This window comes from Streptomyces sp. NPDC046862 (assembly GCF_040704615.1).
Lineage (GTDB): Bacteria > Actinomycetota > Actinomycetes > Streptomycetales > Streptomycetaceae > Streptomyces.
In genome coordinates this window covers 118,184-144,500 of sequence record NZ_JBEYXP010000009.1, presented here as the reverse complement: position 1 = coordinate 144,500, position 26,317 = coordinate 118,184, and the positions used below count along the sequence as shown (strand labels likewise).

Genomic DNA, 26,317 nt, shown 5'->3' with positions numbered 1-26,317 from the left:
GGCTGGGGGATGCCGGTGCCGTCGAGGTCACTGATGGGCGCTCGGCGGCTGCGTACCGGTCCCTGACGGGGCTGGTCGGTTCACCATGCTCAGCCCGGCGGTCACCGCCGCGGCTCCGGTCAGAAGAGCGGGCCCTCTGTTGATCGCCCTTTTGATCGCCCTGTTGATCGTCGCGCCGGCCACGGAAGCGACGGTACGGCGACCGGAGGGCGCCCGACACTGCCGAAAGTCGAATCAACTTCCAGGAGTCCCCACCGAGGCGGCTACTCCGGCTCCGCCAACTCCGCCAGGTCCAGCGCCCCCGCGATCCGTGCCGCCACGTCCTCCGCGTAGGCCGCGTCGGTGCGTTCGAACTGGGTGCGGCCCCTGCCGCGGAGGAAGGTGACGACGCCCAGGGTGCGGCCTCGGCTGCGGAGGACGGTGCACAGGGCGTGGACGGTGTCGGGGGGCCACTGGCGGGCGGTGGCCCATTCGCGGGCGGCTTCGGGTGTGCTGGTGTCGGCGTTGGCGCGTACGGAGCCGACGCGGTCGACGCACTGGAGGGCGGGGTGGCCCTCCGGGTAGCGGACGGGGAGGCCCGCGTGGCCGGTGAGGTGGCTGGGGCCGGGGGCGCCGGAGGGGGTGGCGGCGGCGCGTACGAGCCGTACCGGGGCGTCGGCGTCCGCTGTCGGGCTCGCGGTCACCCGGTCGACGATCGCGTGGTCGGCGAAGCCGGCGAGGGAGAAGTCGAGGTGGACGGTGGCGGCCTCGGCGGGGTTCTCGCACTCGGCGGCGGCGCGCGCGGCCCGGTGGAGCTGGTTGGTGCGGAAGCGCAGCAGCGCGGCTTCCTGTTCGCTCAGCTTGGCTTCGGTGATGTCCTGGAAGAGCCAGCCGACGCCCAGGGGTACGGGTTCCTCGGCGAGGGGCGAGGCCAGGCGCAGGAAGCCGCTGCGCCAGCAGCGCCGTTTCTCGCCGTCGGGGGTGCGCACGCCCACCCAGATCTCGGCGGGTGCGGGCGGGGCGCCCTCGGCGAGTACGTGGGTGAGGGCGCTCTCGAGTTCCTCGACGCCCTGGGTGAGGAGCTCGCCGAGGGGACGGCCGAGGACGGCGGTGCGTCCGATGCCGAGTGAGCGGGCCGCGTGGGCGTTGACGACGGCGGGCCTCAGGTCGGCGTCGACGAGGACGACGCCCCAGCTGGCGTCCTCCAGGAGTGCCTCGCTGAGGGCGATGGACCGTTCGAGGTCGATCTGGGCGTGGACCTCGCTGAAGGCGCAGTAGACGCCGGCGGGTTTGCCGTCGGGGCCGCGTACGGCGGCGGACTGGGTGCGTACGAGGACGCGTCCGCCGTCCTTGGTCAGCAGTGCGAACTCGTGCACCTGCCGCCCGGGGGCGTGCATGGCGGACATGAGCCGCCCCTCGACCTCCTCGGCGTCCGCGGCCCGTACGGCCCAGTCGGCGAACCCGTGCCGGCCGACGGCCTCCGTGGCGGTCCAGCCGAGGATGCGCTCGGCCTCGCGGTTCCAGTGGGTGACGGCCCCGTCGGCGTCGAACGCGCACAGGGCGGCGTCCATGCCGTCGAGAAGGGCGGCGAGGAGGTCCGAGTCGTCGCGCTCGGGCTCGTCCGCCTCGGCCGTGGGCTCGGCTCCGTCGGTCACGGGCGTGCCCGTGCCGTGCTCGGGCTCGTCGGGCCCCAGCTCGTCCGTGGTTCCACTACGCCGGGAAGCACTCACCTGAACCCCCTGCAGGCTGCGTCCGCACGTACGGCGCGTCGGTTTGCTACTCAGTAGTCATTCAACTCGAACGTGACCCAGCACACATCGCTTCCCGCAAGATTGGGGGAAATCGTTGTACGCCGGATTTCCGTCCCCGGGTGTCCCAGGGTTCCCACAAGCATGGCCGGGCAGTCCCTAGCCCAGGTAGAAGATCCGCTCGCCGTACTCGCGCAGGATGCGGTTGTTCCACTCGTGGCCGCCGTCGACGTTGCCCGAGCGCAGCAGCGGGGGCTCGATGCCGCGGTCGGCGAGGGTGCCTGCGGCGGTGGCCATGACGGCCTGGAGGAGGGCCGTGGTGACGACGGTGGAGGCGGGGGCGAACGGGGCCTCGATGTTCTCGGCGGTGAGCTCCGCGTCGCCCACGGGGATCTTGGAGTCCAGGACGATGTCGCAGTGGTCCTTCAGGTAGGTGCCGGAGGAGTGCCGGGAGGTGGTCCGGGAGGCGTACGCCACCGAGGTCACGCCGATGACCTTCACTCCCAGCTCGCGGGCGTGCGTGGCCATCTCGACGGGGAGGGCGTTGCGGCCGGAGAGGGAGATGATCACGAGGAGGTCGCCGGAGCGGAGCGGGCTGGTGTCGAGGACCGCGGTCGCGAGGCCGTCGACCCGTTCCAGGGCGGAGCCCAGGGTGGCGGGCGCTTCCACGCCGACGGCGCCGGGCACGGCGAGGAGGTTCATCAGGGCGAGGCCGCCCGCGCGGTAGACCATGTCCTGAGCGGCGAGGGAGGAGTGCCCGGCGCCGAACGCGAAGAGCCGGCCGCCGTCGGCCACGGTGTCCGCGATCAGCGTGCCGGCTGCCGCGACGGCCTCCGTCTCCTCGTCCCGTACCCGTCGCAGCAGGTCCGTCGCGGCGTCGAAGAACCGCTCGGCCAGCTTGCTGTCGCCCATTCGTAACAGCCCTTCCGGCTCTAGAGGATGCTGATCACGGTGCGGTCTGGACCACTTCTCTGTCAATACGGGCCCGAGTTCGCTGTCCGTACGACCCGAGGGGACGGAACCGCGTTCCCGTCTGTACGGTCATGACCCCAGTCGTCACCGCAGTCGTCACCGTGTGGTTTCAACGGCGCGGCACGGTTGTCAGTGGTATCCGGCAGAATTGAATGCAGGGCCAGCGCACACGCCGGGGAGCCGTCGAGCCTTCGGCAGATCTCATCGAGGGGCACACGAATGTCCGGACTGATCGACACCACGGAGATGTATCTCCGCACCATCCTCGAACTGGAGGAGGAAGGTGTGGTCCCGATGCGCGCCCGGATCGCCGAGCGGCTCGACCAGAGCGGCCCGACGGTCAGCCAGACGGTCGCGCGCATGGAGCGCGACGGTCTGGTGTCGGTCGCCCCCGACCGCCACCTGGAGTTCACGGACGAGGGCCGCCGCCTGGCGACGCGCGTGATGCGCAAGCACCGGCTGGCGGAGTGTCTCCTCGTCGACGTGATCGGCCTGGAGTGGGAGCAGGTGCACGCGGAGGCGTGCCGCTGGGAGCACGTGATGAGCGAGGCCGTGGAGCGCCGCGTGCTGGAGCTGCTGCGCCACCCGACCGAGTCGCCGTACGGGAACCCGATCCCGGGCCTGGAGGAGCTGGGCGAGAAGGACGGCGCCGACCCGTTCCTGGACGAGGGCATGGTGTCGCTGGCCGACCTCGACCCGGGCGTGGAGGGCAAGACCGTCGTCGTACGGCGTATCGGCGAGCCGATCCAGACGGACGCGCAGCTGATGTACACGCTGCGGCGGGCGGGTGTGCAGCCGGGTTCCGTGGTGAGCGTGACGGAGTCGGCGGGCGGCGTGCTCGTGGGCAGCGGCGGCGAGGCCGCGGAGCTGCAGTCCGACGTCGCCTCGCACGTCTTCGTGGCCAAGCGCTGAGTGACCGTCACGCCGGGGGGAAGTGACTGTCCGTCAGGCTGACGGTACTCAACTGCTGAGGATGGAGCGTTAGTTGAGATTCGGTCCAAGATTCAGTGGTCCGAATCGCAGCGCTCGCGCCGTTCGCGTGCGAGGCTTGCGCGTGAGGCATATGACCTGAGGGCTCTGTGCCTGCCGTGGCGGCGACGTCACGGTGGGCCGGGGAGGGGACGGGATGATGTGCCGCAGAGACGCGGAGGGCCCCGGCGCCGTGTGGCGCCGGGGCCTGTCCTCCCCTGTGCTGACCCGGAGCCCCGAGCTCCCAGGGTCATCCCCTTCGGACCGATGTCCCCGAGCGGTCCGCCTCCCGGTGAAGATCTCCCCTCGGCTGCGGCGGGCAATCCTTGAGGGGGGTCACTCGATCGAGGGGTGTTGTCGCCGGAAACGGCATCTTCGAATACATATTCGATAGCCTGGGGGCGCGTTGCAGGTGCGGGGGGAGTACGCACGGGAGACGCGGAAGCGCTTCCGGGGATCGAGCGCCGTGATGTGCGTACGTGACGTATCGAGCGGGACGCACGCTGTAACAATCGGAGTCGTCCGCCACAAGCGGCGCGCGGAAGCAACACAACATCAGCACCAACAGCAACAGCACAAGCACAAGCAAGGCAGTAGCAGGAGCAGCAGAACGACAGCCGTAGGACGAGAGGACCGGCCGGCTCGAAGCGGGAGCGAGCGGTCCGAGTGGAGCCTGGGGGGTGCCAATGGTGCGGCGCATCGACGTGACCGGAGCGGGTGGCGTACGTCTCGCTGCCTGGGAGTTCGGGGACCCTCCCAAGACCGACCCGCCCGGGATCGATCCCGTGGTCGGGTCCGGTCCGGGGAGCGGGGCGGGGGACGAGACGACCGACGTACCGGACACCGGGACCGCGCAGCCGCCCAGCGTGCTGTTATTGCACGGGCTCATGGGCCGCGCCTCGCACTGGGCGCCCACCGCCCGCTGGCTCTCCGAACGGCGCCGTGCCGTCGCGCTCGACCAGCGCGGCCACGGCCAGAGCGAGAAGCCGTCCCAGGCGGAGTACACCCGTGAGGCCTACATCGACGACGTCGAGGCCGCCCTCGAACAGCTCGGGCTCGCCCCGGCCGTCCTCATCGGCCACGCCATGGGCGCGCTGACCGCCTGGCAGCTCGCCGCGAAGCGCCCGGACCTGGTGCGTGGTCTGATCATCTGCGACATGCGGGCCTCGGCGCTGGGCGCGGCCTCCCAGCGTGAGTGGGAGAACTGGTTCAAGGCCTGGCCGCTGCCCTTCGCCACGCTCGCCGACGTCCGCAAGTGGTTCGGTGAGGACGATCCCTGGGTGGAGCGCCCCAACCCGTCGCGCGGCGAGTTCTACGCCGAGGTGATGCACGAGTGCCCGGACGGCTGGCGTCCGGTCTTCGACCCCGACCAGATGCTCAGGAGCCGTGAGACCTGGGTGTACGACGCGCACTGGGAGGAGCTCGCCCAGGTCCAGTGCCCGGCCCTCGTGGTGCGTGGCCTCGACGGCGAGCTGGGCCGCGCGGAGTCCCAGGAGATGGTCCGCGTCCTGCCGAACGGTCAGTACGCGGAGGTCGCCGACGCGGGGCATCTCATTCACTATGACCAGCCGGACGCGTGGCGCTCCGCGATCGAGCCGTTTCTGGACCGGTTCGCTCCGCTTGGGGCGCCGTGAAAACGTGAGCGCCGTAGAGCTGCGGGTGGGATTAGAGCTGCGGGTTCGTCGTGGCTTGTCGCGCAGTTCCCCGCGCCCCTGATGGGGCTGCGCCCCTTTTCAGGGGCGCGGCCCCCATACGGGAGGCGGCCCTATCCCTTGCTCACCGCCGTCAAGATCTCCGGAAGCCGTGCCGCCGTTCGTGGGGCGGCCAGGCGGAGGCCGAGGAAGGTGGTTCCCGCTCCGTACGCGGTGCCCAGGGGGAGGAGGAGCCAGGTCCAGTCGTCGCCGTTCGCCGTGACGTTGAGCCAGATGGTGAGGGCGATGACCGGGACGCACAGGAGGGCCGCCGCGACCATGCCGCCGAAGATCGAGATCCAGGCGAGGCCCGCCTGTCCGGGGGCCACGTTCTTGTAGCCCTCCTGCGGTATGGAGTACGGGAAGCGGGCCGAGGACCAGGCCCCCGTCGCCAGCATCGCGCCGAGCAGCGCGAAGGACAGGCCCAGCACCTCCGGCAGCGCGGGCCAGTCGCCGAGCAGCGCGGTCGTCAGGACCGTCACCAGCGTCGCGTACGGCAGGGTGATCACCAGCAGGGCCAGGGCGCGCCCGCGCAGCTCCACGTACGCGTCCCGGGACGACGCGATGGTCATCGCGACCATCCAGAACGCGGACGTGTCCTGCCCGAACTGGTTGTACATCAGGATCCCGAGCATCCCCGAGGCGAAGCACGCGAAGTAGACCGAGCCGGTGCCCTGCAGGGCGTTGAAGACGGGGACGATCAGGCCGATGGCCAGCGACGTCACCCACGCGGCCTTGGTCTTCGGGTCGCGCCACACGTACCGCAGGCTGCGCTCCATGATCGTGCCGGTGCGGCCGGGAGGCAGGAGCCGGCCCAGCCCCGCGGAACGCGTACGGTCCCGTGCCGGTTCGGCGGCCTGGAGCGTGGACCCGTCGGGAGAGGTCATCAGCCGGGTCAGGCTGCGCGACCAGAAGAACAGGAGCCCGGCCAACGCCAGGGCGCTCAGCGCGAGTCGGGCCGCCCCGACGCCGTACGATCCCTCGCTCACCGCGTCCACCGCGCCGACCGCCGACGACGGCGGCACCCAGCTCAGCACGTCCCCGAACGGGTCGAGCTGCCCGAGTCCGGCCGAACCAAGGCGCTGCGCCCCGAAGTTGACGACCTGGGCCCCGATCGCGATCACCAGACCGCTCAGCACGGCCAGGTCGCGCCCCCTGCGGCTGGTCAGCAGGCGGATGTTGGCGGTGGCCACGGCCCGGGCGAGGGCCACGCAGACCAGCAGGCCCAGCGGGACGGCCAGGACGGAGACGACGTACGCGGCCACGCCGTGCGCCACCGCGACCACCGAGCCGATCAGCATGCACAGCGTGAACAGGGGCCCTATGCCCACCAGCGAGGCCAGCAGCAGCGCCCGGACGAGCGGCCGGGGCCGCAGCGGCAGCATCACCAGCCGCGTCGGGTCGAGGGTCTCGTCGCCGCTCGGGAAGAACAGCGGCATCACCGCCCAGCCGAGCGCCAGCACGCCCACCAGCAGCACGGTCACGGACCCGGCGTGCGCGTTGTCCCGCAGCGCGATCAGCCCGATCAGCTGCAGTGCGGCGAACAGCAGGACGAGGACGGCGGAGGCGACGTACGCGGCCCGCCGTCCGGCCGACTGCCGCAGCCCGTTGCGCAGCAGCGACAGCTTCAGCCGTACGACGACGGGGGTGATCGAAGCCCCCGGGGAACCCGTGGGCGCGCTCATCGCGCCCCGCCGCCCAGCCAGTCCAGGTGGGAACCGGTGTCCCGCGCGCTCGCACCGACCAGTTCCAGGAACGCGTGCTGGAGCGAGGGTGCCTCGCCCCTGACCTCGCTGATCGGGCCGTGCGCGCGGATACGGCCCGCCGCCATGACGGCCACCCAGTCGCACAGCGACTCGACGAGCTCCATGACGTGGGACGAGAAGACGACGGTGGCGCCCGATGCGGTGTACCGCTCCAGGACGCCACGGATGGTCTGGGCCGACACCGGGTCGACGCCCTCGAACGGCTCGTCCAGGAACAGGACTTCGGGGTTGTGGAGGAGGGCCGCGGCGAGGCCGATCTTCTTGCGCATGCCGGTCGAGTAGTCGACGACGAGCTTGTGCTGGGCGCCCGCGAGGTCGAGGACGTCGAGGAGTTGGGTGGCGCGCTTGTCGACCTCGGCGCCGGGCAGGCCGCGCAACCGGCCCGTGTACGCGAGCAGTTCCCGCCCGGACAGCCGCTCGAACAGCCGCAGCCCCTCGGGCAGCACACCGATGCGCGCCTTGACCTCCACCGGGTCCCGCCACACGTCGTGCCCGACGACCTCGACGCTGCCCTGGTCGGGCCGGAGCAGGCCGGTGACCATCGACAGGGTGGTGGTCTTCCCCGCCCCGTTCGGCCCGACCAGCCCGATGAACCGTCCCGCCGGCAGCTCCAGATCGACCCCGGCCACGGCGACCTGCTGCCCGAACCGCTTCCAGAGCCCCTGCACGCGTACGGCGACCCCACCCACTGCGCCCTCAGTCATGAGGCAACGATAGGTCGCGCCCCGTAAGGGGCGCGGGGCTGTGTCGGATATGCGGCTCCGCCGCGTGGGCGCGACAAGCCACAACGCGCCCGCAGCCGCGAAACCAACCAGCAGCCCCCACCCGGAGCGTTACCGGCGCCCATCCCTTCCGCACGCATAAGCCAACGGAGAAACAAGCTCCTCCGCGTCCGGCAACCACCGATTGGCGGGCGTAGGGCGCCGAGCCCACTGAACGGCCCCCCGAGACCCGTACCGAGTCGGCGGAGCCGTCACGTACTCGCCCTCGCCGAGCGCCGTCAGGTCCAGCGACAGCGGCGACCAGCCCAGCTTCCGAACGAGGTCGGGGACCTTCACCGACGCACCGGGCAGCACGAAGAACTGCATGCGCCGGTCCGGCGTCCAGGTCACGGGCCCCAGCGTGAGGTCCATGCGTTCCATCCGGGCCAGCGCCAGCAACCCCGCGGTCTCGGGCACGTCGATCGCGTCGAACGAGTGCCCCGTCGGCAGCAGGATCGACGCGCTCGGCGCCCCCGACCACATCCGGCGCGCGACGGTCGCACTGCCCGTGGCCTGGGACGCCCAGTCCTCACGCGCCGGGTGTGCGCCGGGGGCGGCGCACGCGGGCTGTCCGCAGGAGCAGTGCTGCACCCCGTCGACGGCTTCCAGCCACGTGCCCGGGCACACGTCCCAGTGGCGTTCTTCGGCGTAACGAACAGCGGCTTCCAGGAGCGATTCGCCGCGCTGCTGGGGAATTTGGGCAGCTTCAGGGCCCGCGATGGTCTCTTCCACGATGAACACAACTCTAGCCGCCAGCAGGGGTTACGGATGTCACATGCGCGGGGGAGAGCATCCGTTCGGTGCCCGGGGCGCATGGGTGCACATCCGGGGGCGCGCAGGAGGAATGGCAGCCGGGCTGGGTAGCCACGTGTGGGGGAACGGTAGAGGACGCCAGTCGCCTTTACCCCGGCAATCCTCGCATGCCTCGCATTGTCGTCATGTCTGCGGGGCATTGATCTTCAAGGCCGGATTCTTTCGGTTCTCCGGTCGCTGAGGACACATCAACTCGGTGCGTGGGCAGGCACCGCATGCCACAGGGGGTACGCCATGGCCGCAAGGCCTCTCGTCGCCAGGCAGCCGAACGAACGGCTGCAGACACTCATCCAGGAAGCCGGCTGCTCGAACGCGGGGCTGGCCCGACGGGTGAACATGTGCGGCGCGGAACACGGTCTGGATCTGCGCTACGACAAGACGTCCGTGGCGCGCTGGCTGCGCGGACAGCAGCCGCGGGGACGGGCGCCCGCCATCATCGCCGAGGCGCTCGGCCGCAAGCTCGGGCGTACGGTCACGATCGACGAGATCGGCATGGCCAACGGCAAGAACCTCGCCTCGGGTGTCGGCCTGCAGTTCTCTCCGACCGTCCTTGGCGCCATCGAGCAGGTCTGCGAGCTGTGGCGCAGCGACGTCGGCCGCCGGGACTTCCTGTCGGGCTCGTCCGTCGCCGCGTCCGCGCTGGTCGAGCCGAGCCGCGACTGGCTGATCTCCGCGCCCGACTCGCAGGTGTCGCGCTCGGCCGGGCCACGGGTCGGGCAGTCCGACGTGGCCGCCGTGAAGGCGATGACCCAGGCCCTGGTGGACCTGGACCACCAGTACGGCAGCGGGCACGTGCGCCCGGTCGTCGTGCACTACCTGAACAGCGTGGTCTCCGGGCTGCTGGCGGGTTCGTACCGGGAAGCCGTCGGCCGCGAACTCTTCGCGGCGGTCGCCCGGTTGACGGAACTCGCCGGTTACATGGCCGTCGACACCGGGCAGCCGGGCCTGGCCCAGCGCTACTACATCCAGGCGCTGCGGCTCGCGCAGGCCGCGGGCGACCGCGGGTACGGCGGGTACGTGCTGGCCGCGTCCATGAGCCACCTCGCGGCGCAGCTCGGGAACCCGAGGGAGATCGCGCAACTGGCGCGCGCGGCGCAGGAAGGGGCCCGGGGGCGTGTGACACCGCGCGCGGAGTCCATGTTCCACGCCGCCGAGGCGCGGGGGCACGCGCTGATGGGTGACGCGCGGGCGGCCCAGCTGTCGGCCGGGCGGGCGGTCGCGGCCCTGGAGGCGGCCGATCCGGCGTCCGGGGACGACCCGGTGTGGATCGCGCACTTCGACGAGGCGTACCTGGCCGACGAGTTGGCCCACTGCCACCGCGACCTCGGGCAGGCCGAGTCTGCGGCGCGGTGCGCGCGGCAGTCCCTCGACGGGCACCCCGAGTCCCGCGCCCGGCGCCGGGCGATCGGTCTCGTGCTGCTCGCCACCGCGCAGGTGCAGCAGCGTGAGGTGGAGCAGGCCTGTCACACGGCGTCGCAGGCGGTCGACCTGCTCGGCACGCTGCGGTCCAACCGGGGTGCCGAGTATCTGGAGGACTTCCAGCAGCGGCTGGAGCCGTTCGGGGACGAGCCGGTGGTGCGGGAGTTCGGGGCGCGGGTGGAGTTGCAGTCGGCGGCTTAGCTCCGCCGCTTGGCTCCGCTGGTTGAGCGGTTTCGGGGTGCGTCGTCGGGGCGTGGGGTTCGTTGCGGGGTGCGGGTTCGTTGTGGCTGGTCGCGCAGTTCCCCGCGCCCCTTTCAGGGGCGTCCCCGTGACGTATCACGCTCTGTGCTGCGTGGCAGTGGCTTCCAGGGACCCGGTAGCGTTAACCGACGATTCCGAAGGTCCCCCATTCGTAGGAGTCCCGGTGACGCAGAGTGGACAGGGCGAGGAGCCCTCGGCGCGGATACCGCGCGAAGGCATCGTGCTGCCCTCCGACGGGAGCGCTCCTCTGCTTCCCGGCGACCAGCAGGCGGCACCGGCTCCCGGCCGGTCCTGGGACGAACCGTGGGGCCCCGATCAGTCGGCGGCCCCGGCCCCGCCGCCGGCCCAGCCGTGGTACGGACCGGGACAGCAGGAGGCCGGGGCACCGGCTCCGGAGTGGGGCGACCAGAGCTGGGGCGCCCCGCCGCCGCAAACCCACCAGCATCCCTATGGCCAGGCACCGCAGCCGCAGCACGGCCAGCCGTACGCCCAGCCACAGCCACAGCCACAGTCACAGCCACAGCATCAGAACCCGTACGCCCAGCCACAGACGCCACCGCAGCACCAGCAGCCGTACGCCGAGGCGCCCCAGCCGCAGGTCCAGCAGCACCAGCACCAGCAGCCGCAGCAGGGTCAGCCCGCGCCCGGTGCGATGCCGGCCGAGAGTGCCCAGCCCCCGACGTACGGGGCTCCGGCGGGGCCGCTGCCCCCGCAGGCAGGCGTGGTCGACCGGCAGACGGGAAGCCCGCTCCCGCCGCAGGAGAGCCAGGCGCCGTCCGCGCCGCAGAGCGCTCCGTTGCCGCCCGCGGGGCCCACCGCTCCGGTCGACGAGGGCGTCACCCAGTACATACCCCCGGTCACCGCCCACCCCGGGGACGAGGCGGCGACGCAGTTCATCCCGCCGGTCGGTCCGGGCGCCCTCCCGCCCGAGGTGTCCGGCACGTCCCAGGCGTCCTCCGAGGAGACGCAGTACCTGGGGCACCTCTCCAGACCGGGCGCCGGATCCGTGCCCGGAGCGGGCCCGCTGCCCCCAGCGGCGGCGCCGGGGAACCCCGACGCACAGGCGACGCAGTACATCCCTCCCGTACCTCCGCAGTCGTACGGCACGGGCGGGGGCCCCGGTGCGGCCGGGCCGCAGCCGCAGCCCGACGTCTTCGACAGCCTCTTCCGCAGCGAGCCGGGCGGTGAAGGGGCGGGAGCCACCCAGCAGCTGCCCCGCTTCCAGCCCCCGCAGGGCGGGCAGCCCGCGCAGGCGCCCTACGGAGACGGAGGACGCGCCGCGGGCCGGCATGAAGGCCGGGAGCGTGGTCGTACGGGCTCCCGCGTCCCCCTCATCGCGGCCGTCGGCGTCGGTATCGCCGTGCTCGGCATCGGCGCGGGCGCCCTGCTCAGCGGTGGCGGCGGGGACGACAAGCAGAACGCGGACAACAAGCCCGTCGCGGCCGCCTCCGACGCCGCCGAGTCTCCGTCCGCGTCCGCCGACCCGGCCAAGGAGCAGGCCGTCGCCCTCGACAAGCTCCTCGCCGACAGCGGCAACAGCCGTACCGCCGTGATCAACGCGGTGGCGGACATCAGGCGCTGCGACAACCTCTCCAAGGCCGCCACCGACCTGCGGAACGCGGCCAAGCAGCGGAACGACCTGGTCACGCGCCTGTCTCAGCTCTCCGTCGACAAGCTGACGGACCACGCCGCGCTGACCACCGCGCTCACCAACGCGTGGAAGGCCTCCGCGTCGGCGGACAACCACTACGCCGCCTGGGCCGACCAGACCGGCAAGAAGAAGGGCTGCCGGAAGGGACAGGCCCGCAGCACGGCCCAGACCCAGGCCGGCAACCGCGCCAGCGGCACGGCGAGCGCCGAGAAGAACAAGGCCGCCAAGCTGTGGAACTCCATCGCGTCCACCTACGGACTCACCGAGCGCCAGCCCACGCAGCTGTGAGGTCGGGCCGGTCGTGACGACCCTGGCCGGTGGTGACGACCACCCCGGCGGGTGGTGACGGCCTGGGGCGCCTCGGCCAAAGCCGCCTCAGCCGAGGCCGCCTCAGTCCGAGGCGTTCTCCAGCGTCTTCAGCACGCTCACGAAGCCCTTCCGGGCGGCCACGAGCCGGCCCTGCCGGACGACCTGGAACGTGACGTTCGCGTTGGTCAGGCGCGCGAAGCCGCCGGGCGCGACGAGATCGTCGAAGGGCCAGCTGAGAGGCGGCGTCAGCCCGCCCGTGGTCACCTTCATCCCCTGGTCGAGGGCCCGGCGCACGGTGCGTGCGCTCACCTCGCCGCCGCCCAGCTTCTCGACGACCGCCTTCAGCACGGTGTACGCGATCCACGTGGTCTGCACGCCCGGGTCCGCCGGATCGATCCGGTTGTCGCCGAAGGCGTGCTTGCGGATCACCTTGTTCATCGTGTTCCAGCGCTTGTCGTTCTCCTCCGGGTACCAGCCGGTGACGTACGTCCCCTCGTACGTGGAGCCGGACGCGTCGATCAGCGACTGGTCGATGCTGCCGAGCACCCCGGCGGTGCGCACCGCCGGGTAGTCCTCGCGGGCGCGCCGGAAGGAGTCCATGAAGGTGTCGGTGCGGTCCCCGAGCGAGGGCACCACACAGCCCTTGCGCGCGGGGTCGGCGGTGGCCCGCCGCAGGGCGCTCCGGGTCTGCTCCTCGTACTGGGTCGCGTCCTCGGCGGCCAGTTCGTCCGTGGAGGTCGCGTGCGGTCCGGTGCGCAGGCCGGCGTCGAGGAGCACCGGCATCGTGTCGCCGACGACCGAGTCGGGGCGGACGAGGACGACCGGGCCGCAGGGTTTGGCGAGCTGTTCGCCGAGGCCGGCCAGGAGCGCGGGCTGGCCGCCGTTCACGGGGAAGGACAGGGGGCTGGTGAACTCGTCGTCGGTGACGCCGTAGCCGCCGATGTACGGGATGCCCGCGGCCTCCAGCGGGGAGAGGTAGGACCGGCCGTGCTGGCTGTAGGAGCCGACGACCGCGACGACGTCCTCGTCGGCCGCGCGCTGGGCGCACTTCGCGGCGGCGACGGTGTCGTTCTTCTCGTTGCAGGTGAGGACGACGAGCCTGCGGCCGTTGATGCCGCCCTGGGAGTTGACCCAGCGGGCGTACGCCTTGGCCATGGCCGGCATGCCGGGCTCGTTGGTGGCCGCGGTCTTCTCCGGTGCCCAGGTCATGACAGTGACGGGATCGTCCCCGGAACCCCCCGTGGTACCGGGGACGACACCGCAGCCGACGGCGAGGGACGCACATGCCGCCAGCGCGCCCGCGGACAGTGCGAGGGACCGCGCGCGGGGGCGGATTCCTCTCACTGTGCTGCTGGCGGGCCGGTTACGGACGGGAAGGATGAGGCGCGTGCGTCTCGTGCCGGTCATGACGGGCACGATTCCGCCACATCGCCAACCTTGGCGTGCCGCCCGGTCAACGCAAGGTGGCGTGGAGGTGAATTGCGAGGGGCGCTGACCGTGTTTTCGGAGGGAAAGTACGATCAGTGACTGTGCATGACTCGGAGAACTCTTCCCGTCGCGGGCGTCGCTCATCCACCATGGGCGGCATGCCACTGAATGACATGCCTTGGTGGCGCTGGCGCAGCAATGTGCGCTCCGCGCTGCACATGCTCTCCGATCCGGTCTTCCAGCGGGACGTCTGGCTGGCGGGTGTCGACGGGTACGGGGACGTCACCGACGCCGTGTACCGGCTGGTCGAGGACACCTGGCTGGACAACTGGTCCGCCGAGAAGTACGTGGGGACGATCTTCCGCGACGAGCAGGAGGCGGCCCTGGTCGACACCGCAGTGCTGCGCGTGCTGCGGATCATGCACCAGGTGGGCCCGGACGCGCCAGTCTCCGCGTACCTCGAGCACCACGGGTGGCCGGAGGCGGTGCGGGCGGCCCGCGAGGCGCACGTGCGGCTCGCGGTGGGGGACGGGGAGGAACCGGATACGCCGCCGAAGACGCTGGAGGTTCTGCGGATTATGACGCGGTCGGCGTGATCGCTCTGCTCGGGTGCCGGGTTCGGGTGGGGTTCCTTGTGGTCGGTCTGTGCCCCTTAACAGGCGCTCTCGCGCGTGTGGGACCCTGTCCTGCATGAACGAGCAGTCCACCCGAGCAGCGGCGTCGCGCCCCGATCAGTACGTCCTCACCCTCTCCTGCCCGGACAAGCAGGGAATCGTGCACGCCGTGTCGAGCTACCTCTTCATGACCGGCTGCAACATCGAGGACAGCCAGCAGTTCGGCGACCACGACACGGGCCTGTTCTTCATGCGGGTGCACTTCTCGGCCGAGTCGCCGGTGACCGTGGACAAGCTGCGGGCGAGCTTCGCGGCGATCGGTGACTCCTTCCACATGGAGTGGCAGATCCACCGGGCCGAGGAGCGGATGCGGGTCGTCCTCATGGTCAGCAAGTTCGGGCACTGCCTGAACGACCTGCTGTTCCGCGCCCGGATCGGCGCGCTGCCGGTGGACATCGCGGCCGTGGTGTCCAACCACACGGACTTCGCCGAGCTCGTGGGGTCGTACGACATCCCCTTCCACCACATTCCGGTGACGAAGGACACGAAGTCGCAGGGCGAGGCACGGCTCCTGGAGATCGTGCGCGAGCAGGACGTCGAGCTGGTCGTCCTCGCGCGCTACATGCAGGTCCTCTCCGACGACCTGTGCAAGGCGCTCAGCGGCCGGATCATCAACATCCACCACTCCTTCCTGCCGAGCTTCAAGGGCGCGAAGCCGTATCACCAGGCGCATGCGCGGGGTGTGAAGCTCATCGGGGCGACGGCGCACTACGTGACCGCGGATCTCGACGAGGGCCCGATCATCGAGCAGGAGGTCGAGCGGGTGGGGCACGACGTCACGCCGGACCAGCTGGTGGCGATCGGGCGGGACGTGGAGTGCCAGGCGCTGGCGCGGGCGGTGAAGTGGCATGCCGAGCGGAGGATTCTGCTGAACGGTCGCCGCACGGTGGTGTTCGCCTAGGAGCTCGGGGGCTTCTGTCGTTTCGGCGGTTTGCGGGTGGTCGTGGGCGCGAGCAACCACGAAACACCCGCAGCCGCCCGCGAAACCGCAGCCCGCCCCCGCATCCGGCGCAACGGCTGCCCTACATCCGGCTCATACTCGCCGCCGCGAACAGCACGTCCCTGATCGCCTCCCGGTCCCCGTCCTGGCCGGCGGCAGCCTCCTCAGGGGATACGTGACCCGCGGCCAGCCGGCAGAACTCGACGCCGTCGAGGGCGACGTGGGCCACCGCGTGGTCGGCGGAGCCCACCGCGGCGGGGGAGTCGAGGGGGATGAGCCACTCGCCGCCGCCGATCCCCTCGATCTCCAGGCGCAGGCTGCGGCCGGGTGAGCCGGCGGGCACGAGGTGGCGGGTCTGCCGGGGCGGCGCCGCGGCGAGCCCGGCCCGGCGGCGCTCGGCCAGGACCGTCGGCAGCATGCGGGCCGCCAGGTCGATCATGCGGTGCAGATGGCGCGGGGCGGGCGGCTCGTACGGGTAGTCCACCGCATCCGCGATGTCCTCGGCGTGGATCCAGCACTCGAAGGCCCGGTCCACCATCGCGTCCCGCAGCGGCAGCTCGAAGTCGCCGTACGGCACGTAGAGCTTCCCGGACAGGCCCGACTGCTTCGTGAAGGCGACCGTGCGGACGAGGTCGTGGCTCTGTTCGCGCCACGGGCCGCGTACGCCGCGCGAGAGCGGGAAGTGGGCCGCCCGCCAGTACGCCTCGGTGCGGGCAGCCGGTGTCGGGGCGTCCGCCGTCCCGTCCAGCGGGTCGTCGAGTCCCAGGGCCTGCGCGACGAGCCCGTCGACGCTCAGCAGGTGCGCGATGACGCCGGCGACGGTCGTCCGGCGGCTCACCGGGCCGTCGCCCTCGAACCACCGCAGCCGCACCGGCGCGTGCCACTCCGCGTCCCCGATGTCCCGCAGCAGCGCGTCGAGCCGGGCCGCCTCCGCGTCGTACGGAGCCGTCCAGTCCGGTACGGGGATCCGGGGCGCCCGGCGGGTGAGGCAGCGTTCCAGGACGCGGGTGCGCAGCGCCGGGTCGAGGTCGAGGCTCTCCTCCGCGTGCAGCAGCCCCACGGCATCGCGCAGCCGCAGTGCCTCGTCCGCGCAGGAGCCGCACGCCCCCAGGTGCTCCTCGACGGCGACCGTCTCCTCGGCCGAACACGCCGCCAGGGCCCACGCCCCGAGCAGCGCCTTGAGTACCCGGTGCTCCAGGACGAGGGGCGCGCTCACCGTCTCGGGCAGCGGCAGCCCGCTGTCCTCGACGGACACCCGCGGCAGCGGTATGCGCGGCGGTGGAAGGGCCTTCCCGCCGTCGTGGCCACCGCCGTCGCCACGGCCACCGCCGTCGCCGCGGCCGCCACTGCCGTCACCAGCCTCCTGCCCCTCCTGCCCCGCCTGCCCCTCGTGCTTGTCGAAGCCCTCGAACCGCTCCACGCCGCCGTTCACACCGCACCTCCGTGTTCGGGCGGCACCCCGGAGGGCCCGGTGTGGTGGGCCGTGGACAGCAGTTGGAGGCCCAGGCGGAGGCGGCGGCGGGCCTCGTCCTCGGTGATGCCGAGGTCGGCGGCGGTCTGGCGGTAGTCGCGGCGCTGGAAGTAGGCGCGTTCGAGGGCGGCGCGGAGCGGGGTGGGCATGGACTGGACGATGTAGTCGGCGCGGGCGGCGGCGGAGGCGCGGTGGACCTTGCGTTCCAGGTCCTCGGTGGTGCCCTCGCCGCCCCGCTCCAGCGCCGCGGTCTCGGTGGCGCGCAGGCGCTGCACGGCGAGGCGGTGGGTCAGCGTGGCCACCCAGGAGCGCATCGGGCCCTGTCCCGGGTCGTACTCGTGCGGGTGCTCCCAGGCGTGGGTGAAGACGTCGCGTGTGATGGCGTCGGCGGCCTGTTCGTCTCCGAGCACGCGATGGGCAAGACCGTGCACGAGTGAAGCGAACCGGTCGTACAACTCGCCGAGCGCCGCCGCTTCGCCGCGCTCCAGCCGCTGCTGCATCCTGCGGTCCCAGCGGGGCGGCGCGTCGTTCGTCGCCATGTGGCCCCTCATCCCTGCTCGTGCTTCGCGCTGTTCTCCGAACCCAGCCTGCGTCCTGCGCCACCTCGAATGTAGTCGGCACGGTCGGCGGCGCACGCCCCTTTGCGGCAATGTGCGCCCCCGGGAGGGGCAGGGGTGGTATGGACCGCAGAACGGTCGACATTCGCTGTTGTGCGGCCCCCGCTCCGCGCAAAACCGATCAAGCATGACCGTATTGGATCGTACAGGACCGTTCCAGACTGAAATGGCCAGTCTTGGCCCACGCTTTCGGCCACACCTCGGTGTTTCATGGAGCGAGGGTGGGGCAGCCGCGCAGAAGGAAGCGAAACGGCGGCTTCCGTTTCCGGTGCTCATTCCGGGAGTTCGAGGGATTTCCGGCGACTGAGAGGCGTGGCGGTGACGCTCAAGGTGACCGACGGCGAGCACGGCGAGTGGGCCGTGCTCCGTGTGTCGGGCGAGATGGATCTGGTGACGTCCCCGGTGCTGCGACAACGGGTACACGACGCGGTGGCCGACGGCCGCCGAAGTCTCGTCCTGGACCTCTCCGGTGTCGTGTTCTGCGACTCCAGCGGCGTCGGTGTCCTCATCGCCACCCGCCGCCTCATCCGTTCCTGCCGGGGCGAACTGCGCCTGATCCTCCCGGCCGAGGGAACCGACGGGGGCGCCGTCCGGACCGGTCCGTCGGAAGGCGGCCGAGGAGGCCAGGGCGCGCACGTCAACCGCGTTCTGGGCGCCCTGGGTGTCCGCCGTCTGTTCGACGTCCGCACGGACGTGGCCTCGGCCGTGGACGACGTCCCGGACGACCACAAGGAGGCCGGCCCACTGTCGGCGTGAGCGGCACGCACGCGACGTCGCCGGTATCCGGCCCGCGCCCATGGCCGCAGTCGGCCTCGGTCGGCCACAGGGTTGTCGCGAAATTCCACCGGTCTTGGCACAAGCTTCGTTTTCCCGCGCAGACCCGACCCCCGACGTCGTACGCTCCGTCCAGAGAAACCGCATGTGACGACGTAAGGCGGGCCCGAGAAGACATGGTCAGCACCGAGTACGAGCGCAGGATCGCAGCCCGGTTCGCCACCTTCGACCAGGACGGCAACGGCTACATCGACCGCGCGGACTTCAGTTCGGCCGCCAAGGCGGTCCTCGCCGAGTTCGCCACCACGCCCCGCTCCGACAAGGGCCAGGCCCTGTACGGCGGCGCCGAGGCCTTCTGGCAGGGCATGGCCGGGATAGCGGACCGCGACGGCGACCAGCGCATCACCCGGGACGAGTTCGTGAACGGCGCGGTCAAGCGCCTGCGCGACAACCCCGACCGGTTCGCCGAGATCGCCCGCCCCTTCCTGCACGCGGCCCTCGCCGTCGCGGACGCCGACGGGGACGGATCGGCCACGGTCGAGGACACGGTCCGCGTCCTCAGGGCCCTCGGTGTGCCCGAGCACGTCGCCGCCGCGGCGGCCTCGGCCCTCGACGCCGACACCGACGGCAAGGTGGGGGAGTCGGAGGTCGTCACGGCCTTCGCGCGCTACTTCACGGTGCCCGAGTAGCGTTCCCGCAGTTTGTACTTGAGCACCTTCCTGAGGGTGTCGTTGCGCGGAAGGGCGTCCACCACCTCCAACTGCTCCGGCAGCTTGTGCACGGACAGCCCTTCCGAGCGCAGGTACGAGGTCACGTCCTGAAGGGACAACTCCCCGTCCCCCGGCACCCGCTCGACCACGGCGCAGACCCGTTCCCCGCGTTCGGTGTCCGGCAGCCCGATGACCGCGACGTCCCGCACCGCCGGGTGCTGGTGCAGCAGGTCCTCGATCTCCTTGGCCGAGATGTTCTCGCCCTTCCTGATGATGACGTCCTTGAGACGGCCCGTCAGGACCAGGTGGCCGTCGGCGGTGAGATGCCCCAGGTCGCCGGTGACGAGGAACCCGTCCGCGTCGAACGCCCGTGCTGTCTGCTCCGGGTCCAGATAGCCCTGGCACACGGCCTCGCCCCGCAGTCGCACCTCCCCGTCGACGCCGTACGGCACCGGCTCGCCCGTCCGGTCGACGATCCGTATCTCCATCCCCTCGGGCGACCTCCCCTCGGTCGTCGCCAGGTTCTCCGGGGACTCGTCCGGCGAGCCCATCGTGATCATCGGCACCTCGGTCATGCCGTACCCGTGGGTGAGCTGGACGCCCATCTCGCGTACGACGCTGTGGTACAGCTCGGGCGGCTTCGGTGCTCCGCCGCCCGCCAGCAGCCGTAGCGTCGGGACGACCGGCGTGCCGGGCTGTTTGCGCTGTTCGGCGAGGAACATCGAGTAGAACGCGGTGGACCCGCCCGCCACCGTCACCCCGTGCCCGCGGTACGCCGCCAGCGCGTCCGGCAGGGCGAAGTGCTCGAACATCACCGCCGGGAAGCCGTACAGCAGCAGCATCACCATGTAGTCCGGGCCGCCTATGTGCGCGTACGGGAACGCGATCGAGCCCACGTCGGACGCCGTGAGGTGGAGCGCGTGGGCGAGGCAGGAGCCGCCCGCGATCAGTGAACGGTCCGTGTGGAGCACGCCCTTGGGGTCGGAGGTGGTGCCCGAGGTCCAGTAGATCCAGCGGACCGAGGTGCCCTCGGAGGGCGGCGGGGGCAGGACGGCGGGGTCGCCCTCCGGGAGACGGTCGTACGCCTCGAAGACACCCTTCGCGCCCAGTCGCCCCGCCATCTCCGTGTGGTCGAAGCCGCGCCACTCGCCCGGCACGGCGAAGTACTCCGCCTTCGACTCCCGCAGCGCGAAGCCGACCTCGCGGTCCCGGTAGAAGGGGATGACGGGCGACTGCACGGCGCCCAGGCGCGCCAGCGCGAAGGACAGCAGGGTGCTCTCGATACGGGTGGGCAATTGCCAGGCGACCACGGTGCCCGGGCGCACCCCCATGTCGTACAGCCCCGCCGCCACCCGTTCGGCGCGCCCGCGCAGTGCACCGAAGCTCAGGACGCGGTCGTCCTGGAGGAGGACCGGCCGGTCGGGGGTGAGGCCGGCGCGGCGGGAGACCAACTCCCAGAGGGTGCGGGAGGTACTGAGTGCGTGGGCGGTGTCGTTCACGGTGGCCCCCTCGTAACCGACGAACGATCTGACGAACAGTCAGATCGTGGGCAGAGCGTAGGGCGCCGCGCCTTGTCGGTCCATAGGTGCGGGGCTAGCCTTCCGGTGGACGTTTCCTGACGGGCCGTCAGGAAGTCAGGCCTCGGGCGGAGGGGGCTCGGCATGGACCTCACGTACACGCCGGAAGAGGAGGAGTTCCGGGCGCGGCTGCGGGAGTGGCTGGGCAAGGTGCTGCCCACGCTGCCGCCCAAGCCGCCGCCCGAGGACTGGCCGGCACGCCGGGCCTACGACCTCGGCTGGCAGCGGATGCTGTACGACGCCGGATACGCGGGACTGCACTGGCCGGTGGACGCCGGCGGCCGGGGGGCCACGCCCACCCAGCACCTGATCTTCCTGGAGGAGACCGAGCTGGCGGGCGCCCCCTACGTCGGCGCGGGCTTCGTCGGACTGCTGCACGCGGGACCCACCATCGCCGCCGAGGGCACGGCCGAGCAGCGGGCGCGCTGGCTGCCGCCCATCCTGCGCGGCGAGGAGGTCTGGTGCCAGGGCTTCAGCGAGCCCGACGCCGGCTCCGACCTCGCGGCGCTGCGCACACGCGCGCGGAGGGAGGGCGACGACTACGTGGTGAGCGGGTCCAAGCTCTGGACGTCCCACGCCGAAGTCGCCGACTGGTGCGAGCTGCTGGTGCGCACGGACCCGTCGGCACCCAAGCACAAGGGGATCACCTGGCTCGCGATGCCCATGGACGCCCCCGGCATCACCGTACGGCCCCTGACGACCCTCGCGGGGTCGGCGGAGTTCGCGGAGGTCTTCCTCGACGAGGTGCGCGTGCCCGTCGCCCACCGGGTCGGGGCCGAGAACGACGGCTGGCGCGTGACCATGGTGACGCTGTCCTTCGAGCGGGGCACGGCGTTCGTCGGCGAAGTGGTCGCGTGCCGCCGCGTGTTGGGCGAACTGGCGCGCGAGGCACGGAAGAACGGCCGCTGGGACGACCCCGCGCTCCGGCGCCGGCTGGGCAGGCTGAACGCCGAGTTCCGCGCGCTGTGGCGGCTGACGCAGTGGAACGTGAGCGAGGCCGAGAGCGCGAGCGGGGTCCCGGGAGTGGGTGGTTCCGTCTTCAAGCTCCGCTACTCGCACGCACGGCAGGAGCTGTACGACACGGCCGCCGGCGTCCTCGGCGTGGACGCGCTCGACCTCGACCGGCCGTGGGTGCCCGACCGGCTGTCGTCGCTTTCGTACACGATCGCGGCCGGGACCTCGCAGATCCAGCGCAACATCGTGGCCGAGCGCATCCTGGGCCTGCCGAAGGGGCGGTGACTCGAGCCCGTGCACTTCCAACTCACCGATGACCAGCGAGCCCTGCGGGACGGGGTGCGCGAGCTGCTCGAAGGACGGTTCGGGCGCCAGGCGCTGCGGGCCGCCCTGGACGCGCCGGGACTCGACCGTGCCCTGTGGCGCGAGTTGGGCGAGGCGGGGTTCTTCGCGCTGCGGCTGCCCGAGGCGGAGGGCGGGGTCGGCCTCGGACTTCCCGAAGCGGTCCTGGCCTTCGAACAGGTGGGCAGGGTACTGCTGCCCGGACCCCTGGTGGCCACGCATCTCGCCGCGGGCGCGGGCGCGGGCAGCGAGGGTGCGGGCTCGGGCGCTGCTGTGGGCGCGGGGGTGCCGGGAGCCGCGACCGGGGAGACCGTGGTGACGGCCGTTCAGGGTGGGCTGGTGGAGTGGCTGGACGAGGCGGACGTCGTGGTGGGGGACGCCTCCGGCGCCGTACCGCTGCGGTCGGTGGACCCGCTGACCCCGCTGCATCGCGTACCGGACAGGGAAGGCGCGAATCCCCACGGGGAAGGCACGGACCCGCCGGCCGTTCTCCTGACCGCCGCCGAGCAGCTCGGCTCGGCCTCCCGTACCTGCGAACTGGCCGTGCAACACGCCCGGGCCCGAGAGCAGTTCGGACAGCCCGTCGGAGCCTTCCAGGCGATCAAGCATCTGTGCGCCGGGATGCTGGAGCGGGTGGAGACGGCGCGGGCGGCGGTCTACGCGGCGGCCGTCACCGCCGACCCGCTGGACATCGCCACCGCCCGGCTGCTCGCCGACGAGGCGGCCCTGCGCGGCGCCCGCGACTGCCTCCAGGTGCACGGCGGCATGGGCTTCACCTGGGAGTCCGACGTGCACCTGCACCTCAAGCGGGCCTGGGTGCGCGCCTGCCGTAGCGGCGATGTGACGGAGAGTGAGGAGGCGCTCGCGGGGGACCTGTTGTCCGATCCGCCGGGTATGGCTGTCTGACCAGGGAGGCCGCTGGGGCTCGTGTGACAGATGTCGCGGATCGTGGCACAAGGGAATTACTGAGCGTTGATACCGTGTTGTGTCCTACGCGTGACTTGTCACGCCCCGGAGTCGGAGCTCCGCTCCGGTACCTTGTGTGGGGTGCGAACGGTTCCGAGGACGAGCCATCCCGGTGTTGCCCCCGAGGCGGCCCCGGATCCGGCGATGCGTTCCACTCGCACTGGTGGGCGGGGGTACGACCCTGAGTGTTCGACTCCCCGCGGCGAGCGTCGCACAGTATGCCGTACGCGTAATCCTTCGCGCTGGAATATGCCCGAAGCGCTTGTTGGGGTGACTGTACGTCAACCATGCTGTCACGTAACGGGATCACAGTCGGTGATCCCTGTCCCGGCCATGCCGTCCATGGCCGTGCAGAAGATGACCACGATCGTGGCCTTGGCGAGGCGCGAGGCGACGCGTCCGCCGGTTCGGATGGTGTGAGCGGTGCAGGTGCTTCAAGTGCAGCTGGAGATCCGGCCCGACCCCACGGAGGTGGGCCGTGCCCGGAGATGGGCCCGTTCACGGCTCGCCGGGTCCGGGATAGAGACCGATGAGTCGCTGGCCGAGACGCTGGTCCTGCTCGTCTCGGAGCTGGTCACCAACGCCGTGGTGCACACCGGATGCCCGGCCGTGCTGCGGCTGTTGCTGTCCGGCGTGCGGGACGGCGCGGGGGGCACCGTCCGCCTGGAGGTGGCCGACAGCTGTGCCCGGCCGCCCGTGCCCCGGTGCGCGGAGGGCGACGACACCAACGGGCGCGGCCTGGCCCTCGTCGAAGGGCTCGCCGACCGCTGGGGCTGGAGCTCCGAAGGCGTCGGCAAGCGGATCTGGTGCGAACTGGACCGCTGCGAGCCCGGCTCTCGCTCCGGTGCCGCCAACGCGCCCGCCTCGGCGCCCGCGACCTACGAGGGGTTCGCGTACGAGGCGGTGTAGGGCGGCGGCCGGTGCGGGGCGGCGACGGGTACAGGACGGCCACTGGCTGAGGGCGTTCGTCGGTCGCGTCGGGACTTTCGCGACGCACGCGCCTGCGCGTGGTCGCACGGGGCCGGAGGTGTCCGGCGATGGCTGCGGATCGGTGCGCCGGGGTGTGCTCCGTTGCGCGCCTCCGTGAAAAGGCCTTTACGGGCATTTCGCCGACCATGTGTTGACGTGCCGTGTCCGTTTGATCACGCTTGTGTTCAACGATTCGCCGCGAGGGGACGACGAGGGCTTCGGTGACGAAAGTCCTCGGCGAGTGTGGGTCGTGATCCGGCGTCAGCTCCCCAGGGCCGGACGGCCCCGCCCGCACGGGAGCCGTTCGAGGAGCGAGAGCTGGCAGCCGGAGCCGGATGGCGGCGCGCGATGCCGCGCTCGGGAGTGAGGTGGGGACCCTCCCGCCCGAGCGCGGCAGAGGGTGGGGGAGGCGCGCCGCCAGCCGGAGGACGGAACGCGGCGCGGGCCGGGAGAGGACCCCTTCAGAACACGGCCACGGGTGCCACCGGAGTCCCCGTGGCGCCCACGAACGGCTCGGGTGTCGCGGACAGCAGGAAGCTGTAGCGCCCCTCTTGTCCACAGGCTGTGGACAACTCTTCGAGATTCCAGTTCTGGCCCTGGAGCATCCCCATCTCGACCAGGTCGAGCGCGTGGACGGGCAGCCACAGGTTCTCGATCTCCGGCGGGAAGATCTCGAAGGTCATGGTGTCGTTGGCGACGGCGGCGACGTCCCGCGCGTGGAACCACTCGGGGGTACGGACCGAGAGCCCGGGCGAGGGGTACGCGTACGCGTGCCGGTCGCCGGCGAGGTAGGCCCGTACCTGCCCGGTCCGTACGAGGACGACGTCACCGCTCCTCACCCGGGTGCCCGCCAACTCCTCGGCCCCCTCCAGGTCTTCGGGTGTCACCGCGTGGTCGCCGGCGAGACGTTCCCGGCCCAGGGCGCGCGGGACGTCGAGCAGGACGCCGCGCGAGACGATGTGCCGCGCCTTGTCGATCCCGCTGAACTCCGCGCCGCCGTGGGGGGTGATGGTGCCGGCCGGCCGGCCGTTGTAGATCCGCCCCGAGTGGGAGACGTGGGTGAGGGCGTCCCAGTGCGTGGCGGCCTGCAGGCCCATGGTCACGACGTCGTCGCTGCACGCCACGGTGCCGGGGCCGAAGATCTCCTGGTTGATCTGCACCATCACGTGCAGCGGGTTGACCCGCCCGGGGATCATGCCGGTCTGGACGCCGTCCTGCCGGAGGGGCAGCCCGAGTGGAACGCGCCGTCCGGTCCGCACGCAGGCGACGGCGCCCCGTACGACCTCGTCCGTGATCAGGTTGAGCGTCCCGATCTCGTCGTCGGCGCCCCAGCGGCCCCAGTTGTTCACGCGCCTCGCGATCTCGTGGAACTCCTCGGGCAACGACATGAGTCCTCCCGGCTCCGAAGGTTCTCCCCATCCGCTCCGGGGTCTTGTCTTCAGGTATCTGACGGGTCGTAGAATCGCTGCGACGAAATCTAACGGTCCGTCAGAAACCGTGGGAAGGGGCCCGGCGTGGGGAACTTCTTGGCAGGCAAGGTCGTCGCCGTGACGGGGGCCGGGCGGGGGATCGGCCGGGCGGTGGCCCTCGCGGCGGCGGCCGAGGGCGCGCGGGTCGTCGTCAACGACTACGGGGTCTCCATCGAGGGCTCCGAGCCGACGAGTTCGGTCGCCGAGGCCGTGGTCAAGGAGATCGTGTCGGCCGGCGGCGAGGCGGTCGCGGTGGCCGACGACGTGTCGACCATGGCGGGCGGGCAGCGGGTCGTGGACACGGCCGTCGAGGCGTACGGGCGGATCGACGGCGTGGTCTGCGTGGCGGGCATCCTGCGTGAACGGATGCTCTTCAACATGTCCGAGGAGGAGTGGGACCCGGTCGTCGCCACCCACCTGAAGGGCACCTTCACCGTCTTCCGCGCCGCCTCGGCGTTGATGCGCAAACAGAGGTCCGGCACCCTCATCGGCTTCACCAGCGGCAACCACCAGGGCTCCGTCTCCCAGGCCAACTACAGCGCGGCCAAGGGCGGGATCATCTCCCTCGTGCGCAGCGCGGCCCTCGGCCTGCACAAGTACGGGGTGACGGCGAACGCGGTGGCTCCGGTGGCCCGTACGCGGATGTCCGCCAACGTGCCGATGGAGCTGACGGAGATCGGCGAGCCCGAGGACGTCGCCGCACTGGTCGTCTATCTGCTGAGCGACCGGGCTCGCGAGGAGCGGATCACCGGGCAGGTGTACACCGTCGCCGGGCCGAAGATCGCGGTGTGGGCCCAGCCGAGGGAGCTGCGCTCGGCCTTCTCGGAGGGGGCCTGGACGCCGGAGCGGATCGCGGAGGTTCTGCCGGGGAGTGTGGGGGTGGATCCGATGCCGATGCTTTCTCGTTTGGAGGAGATGGTTCGGGCGGCCACGGAGGGGGCGCGGCCGAACGCCCAAGGGGGTGGTGGGGACGGTCGTTAGGCGGCTGCGAGTTCGTTGTGGCTGGTCGCGCCCACGCGGCGGAGCCGCACATTCAATACAGCCCCGCGCCCCTGCAAAGCCGGGGCGCGGCTGGGTGGGAGGAGGA

The 26,317-nt window shown here is 71.7% G+C and carries 22 protein-coding genes; 12 read left to right on the top strand and 10 right to left on the bottom strand.

The window, feature by feature from the left end; genetic code table 11:
* Positions 1-263: 263 nt before the first annotated feature.
* Positions 264-1,709, bottom strand: coding sequence for a PAS domain-containing protein (locus AB0959_RS12535; RefSeq protein ID WP_366826340.1), 1,446 nt, complete (start codon positions 1,707-1,709; stop codon positions 264-266).
* Between the two features lie 177 nt (positions 1,710-1,886).
* Positions 1,887-2,639 (bottom strand): SIS domain-containing protein, encoded by a 753-nt coding sequence (locus tag AB0959_RS12530; RefSeq protein ID WP_366826339.1) that lies wholly within the window; start codon positions 2,637-2,639, stop codon positions 1,887-1,889.
* Between the two features lie 279 nt (positions 2,640-2,918).
* Between AB0959_RS12530 and AB0959_RS12525 the strand changes: the two genes are divergently transcribed.
* Positions 2,919-3,611, top strand: coding sequence for a metal-dependent transcriptional regulator (locus tag AB0959_RS12525; RefSeq protein ID WP_366826338.1), 693 nt, complete (start codon positions 2,919-2,921; stop codon positions 3,609-3,611).
* A gap of 743 nt (positions 3,612-4,354) precedes the next feature.
* Positions 4,355-5,302 carry an alpha/beta hydrolase gene (locus AB0959_RS12520; protein ID WP_366826444.1) on the top strand — a complete coding sequence of 316 codons (948 nt, stop codon included), beginning with the start codon at positions 4,355-4,357 and terminating at the stop codon, positions 5,300-5,302.
* Between the two features lie 131 nt (positions 5,303-5,433).
* On the opposite strand, the gene AB0959_RS12515 is transcribed toward AB0959_RS12520, so the two are convergent.
* From AB0959_RS12515 to AB0959_RS12505, 3 genes are all read right to left on the bottom strand, one after another.
* A complete protein-coding gene (locus AB0959_RS12515) occupies positions 5,434-7,044 on the bottom strand; it encodes a transporter (protein ID WP_366826337.1) in 1,611 nt (536 codons plus the stop codon).
* Entirely contained in the window at positions 7,041-7,829 is a 789-nt protein-coding gene (locus AB0959_RS12510) for an ABC transporter ATP-binding protein (RefSeq protein WP_366826336.1), read from the bottom strand. The genes AB0959_RS12515 and AB0959_RS12510 overlap by 4 nt, the downstream gene beginning before the upstream one ends.
* A 129-nt stretch (positions 7,830-7,958) precedes the next feature.
* Positions 7,959-8,627: a bifunctional DNA primase/polymerase gene (locus AB0959_RS12505; RefSeq protein ID WP_366826335.1), complete on the bottom strand. Its 669-nt coding sequence runs from the start codon at positions 8,625-8,627 to the stop codon at positions 7,959-7,961.
* Between the two features lie 306 nt (positions 8,628-8,933).
* Here AB0959_RS12505 and AB0959_RS12500 point away from each other — a divergent pair, with 306 nt between their 5' ends.
* Positions 8,934-10,319, top strand: coding sequence for a transcriptional regulator (locus AB0959_RS12500; RefSeq protein WP_366826334.1), 1,386 nt, complete (start codon positions 8,934-8,936; stop codon positions 10,317-10,319).
* Between the two features lie 223 nt (positions 10,320-10,542).
* Positions 10,543-12,318: a hypothetical protein gene (locus AB0959_RS12495; RefSeq protein WP_366826333.1), complete on the top strand. Its 1,776-nt coding sequence runs from the start codon at positions 10,543-10,545 to the stop codon at positions 12,316-12,318.
* Positions 12,319-12,420: 102 nt separating this feature from the next.
* Here AB0959_RS12495 and AB0959_RS12490 read toward each other — a convergent pair whose 3' ends face one another.
* The gene (locus AB0959_RS12490) at positions 12,421-13,746 is read right to left on the bottom strand and encodes an ABC transporter substrate-binding protein (protein ID WP_366826332.1); all 1,326 of its coding nucleotides are present in this window, start codon (positions 13,744-13,746) and stop codon (positions 12,421-12,423) included.
* A gap of 116 nt (positions 13,747-13,862) precedes the next feature.
* Here AB0959_RS12490 and AB0959_RS12485 point away from each other — a divergent pair, with 116 nt between their 5' ends.
* Together AB0959_RS12485 and purU are read left to right on the top strand one after the other, a co-directional pair.
* The gene (locus AB0959_RS12485) at positions 13,863-14,363 is read left to right on the top strand and encodes a hypothetical protein (RefSeq protein WP_366826331.1); all 501 of its coding nucleotides are present in this window, start codon (positions 13,863-13,865) and stop codon (positions 14,361-14,363) included.
* Between the two features lie 94 nt (positions 14,364-14,457).
* Entirely contained in the window at positions 14,458-15,342 is an 885-nt protein-coding gene (gene purU / locus AB0959_RS12480) for a formyltetrahydrofolate deformylase (protein ID WP_366826330.1), read from the top strand.
* 121 nt (positions 15,343-15,463) lie between these two features.
* On the opposite strand, the gene AB0959_RS12475 is transcribed toward purU, so the two are convergent.
* Entirely contained in the window at positions 15,464-16,813 is a 1,350-nt protein-coding gene (locus tag AB0959_RS12475) for a zf-HC2 domain-containing protein (protein ID WP_366826329.1), read from the bottom strand.
* A complete protein-coding gene (locus AB0959_RS12470) occupies positions 16,810-17,391 on the bottom strand; it encodes a sigma-70 family RNA polymerase sigma factor (RefSeq protein WP_366826328.1) in 582 nt (193 codons plus the stop codon). The genes AB0959_RS12475 and AB0959_RS12470 overlap by 4 nt, the downstream gene beginning before the upstream one ends.
* A 390-nt stretch (positions 17,392-17,781) precedes the next feature.
* Here AB0959_RS12470 and AB0959_RS12465 point away from each other — a divergent pair, with 390 nt between their 5' ends.
* Together AB0959_RS12465 and AB0959_RS12460 are read left to right on the top strand one after the other, a co-directional pair.
* Positions 17,782-18,225 carry an STAS domain-containing protein gene (locus tag AB0959_RS12465; RefSeq protein WP_366826327.1) on the top strand — a complete coding sequence of 148 codons (444 nt, stop codon included), beginning with the start codon at positions 17,782-17,784 and terminating at the stop codon, positions 18,223-18,225.
* A gap of 194 nt (positions 18,226-18,419) precedes the next feature.
* Entirely contained in the window at positions 18,420-18,932 is a 513-nt protein-coding gene (locus tag AB0959_RS12460) for an EF-hand domain-containing protein (RefSeq protein ID WP_366826326.1), read from the top strand.
* Here AB0959_RS12460 and AB0959_RS12455 read toward each other — a convergent pair.
* Positions 18,911-20,452, bottom strand: coding sequence for an AMP-binding protein (locus tag AB0959_RS12455; RefSeq protein ID WP_366826325.1), 1,542 nt, complete (start codon positions 20,450-20,452; stop codon positions 18,911-18,913). The genes AB0959_RS12460 and AB0959_RS12455 overlap by 22 nt on opposite strands.
* Positions 20,453-20,614: 162 nt before the next feature.
* Here AB0959_RS12455 and AB0959_RS12450 point away from each other — a divergent pair, with 162 nt between their 5' ends.
* From AB0959_RS12450 to AB0959_RS12440, 3 genes are all read left to right on the top strand, one after another.
* A complete protein-coding gene (locus tag AB0959_RS12450) occupies positions 20,615-21,769 on the top strand; it encodes an acyl-CoA dehydrogenase (RefSeq protein WP_366826324.1) in 1,155 nt (384 codons plus the stop codon).
* A gap of 9 nt (positions 21,770-21,778) precedes the next feature.
* A complete protein-coding gene (locus AB0959_RS12445; protein ID WP_366826323.1) occupies positions 21,779-22,732 on the top strand; it encodes an acyl-CoA dehydrogenase family protein in 954 nt (317 codons plus the stop codon).
* 498 nt (positions 22,733-23,230) lie between these two features.
* On the top strand, positions 23,231-23,701 hold the full coding sequence (locus tag AB0959_RS12440; protein ID WP_366826443.1) for an ATP-binding protein: 471 nt from the start codon (positions 23,231-23,233) through the stop codon (positions 23,699-23,701).
* A 521-nt stretch (positions 23,702-24,222) separates the two neighbouring features.
* On the opposite strand, the gene AB0959_RS12435 is transcribed toward AB0959_RS12440, so the two are convergent.
* Positions 24,223-25,149, bottom strand: coding sequence for a cyclase family protein (locus tag AB0959_RS12435; protein ID WP_366826322.1), 927 nt, complete (start codon positions 25,147-25,149; stop codon positions 24,223-24,225).
* 126 nt (positions 25,150-25,275) lie between these two features.
* On the opposite strand from AB0959_RS12435, the gene AB0959_RS12430 reads away from it, so the two are divergent.
* Entirely contained in the window at positions 25,276-26,211 is a 936-nt protein-coding gene (locus AB0959_RS12430) for an SDR family NAD(P)-dependent oxidoreductase (protein WP_366826321.1), read from the top strand.
* Positions 26,212-26,317: the final 106 nt, after the last annotated feature.

Bases quoted from the DNA above. Each gene is read 5' to 3' on its own strand.
- AB0959_RS12530 (WP_366826339.1), bottom strand. From the start codon at position 2,639: ATGGGCGACAGCAAGCTGGCCGAGCGGTTCTTCGACGCCGCGACGGAC.
- AB0959_RS12525 (WP_366826338.1), top strand. From the start codon at position 2,919: ATGTCCGGACTGATCGACACCACGGAGATGTATCTCCGCACCATCCTC.
- AB0959_RS12520 (WP_366826444.1), top strand. From the start codon at position 4,355: ATGGTGCGGCGCATCGACGTGACCGGAGCGGGTGGCGTACGTCTCGCT.
- AB0959_RS12515 (WP_366826337.1), bottom strand. From the start codon at position 7,044: ATGAGCGCGCCCACGGGTTCCCCGGGGGCTTCGATCACCCCCGTCGTC.
- AB0959_RS12510 (WP_366826336.1), bottom strand. From the start codon at position 7,829: ATGACTGAGGGCGCAGTGGGTGGGGTCGCCGTACGCGTGCAGGGGCTC.
- AB0959_RS12500 (WP_366826334.1), top strand. From the start codon at position 8,934: ATGGCCGCAAGGCCTCTCGTCGCCAGGCAGCCGAACGAACGGCTGCAG.
- AB0959_RS12490 (WP_366826332.1), bottom strand. From the start codon at position 13,746: ATGACCGGCACGAGACGCACGCGCCTCATCCTTCCCGTCCGTAACCGG.
- purU (WP_366826330.1), top strand. From the start codon at position 14,458: ATGAACGAGCAGTCCACCCGAGCAGCGGCGTCGCGCCCCGATCAGTAC.
- AB0959_RS12470 (WP_366826328.1), bottom strand. From the start codon at position 17,391: ATGGCGACGAACGACGCGCCGCCCCGCTGGGACCGCAGGATGCAGCAG.
- AB0959_RS12460 (WP_366826326.1), top strand. From the start codon at position 18,420: ATGGTCAGCACCGAGTACGAGCGCAGGATCGCAGCCCGGTTCGCCACC.
- AB0959_RS12450 (WP_366826324.1), top strand. From the start codon at position 20,615: ATGGACCTCACGTACACGCCGGAAGAGGAGGAGTTCCGGGCGCGGCTG.
- AB0959_RS12435 (WP_366826322.1), bottom strand. From the start codon at position 25,149: ATGTCGTTGCCCGAGGAGTTCCACGAGATCGCGAGGCGCGTGAACAAC.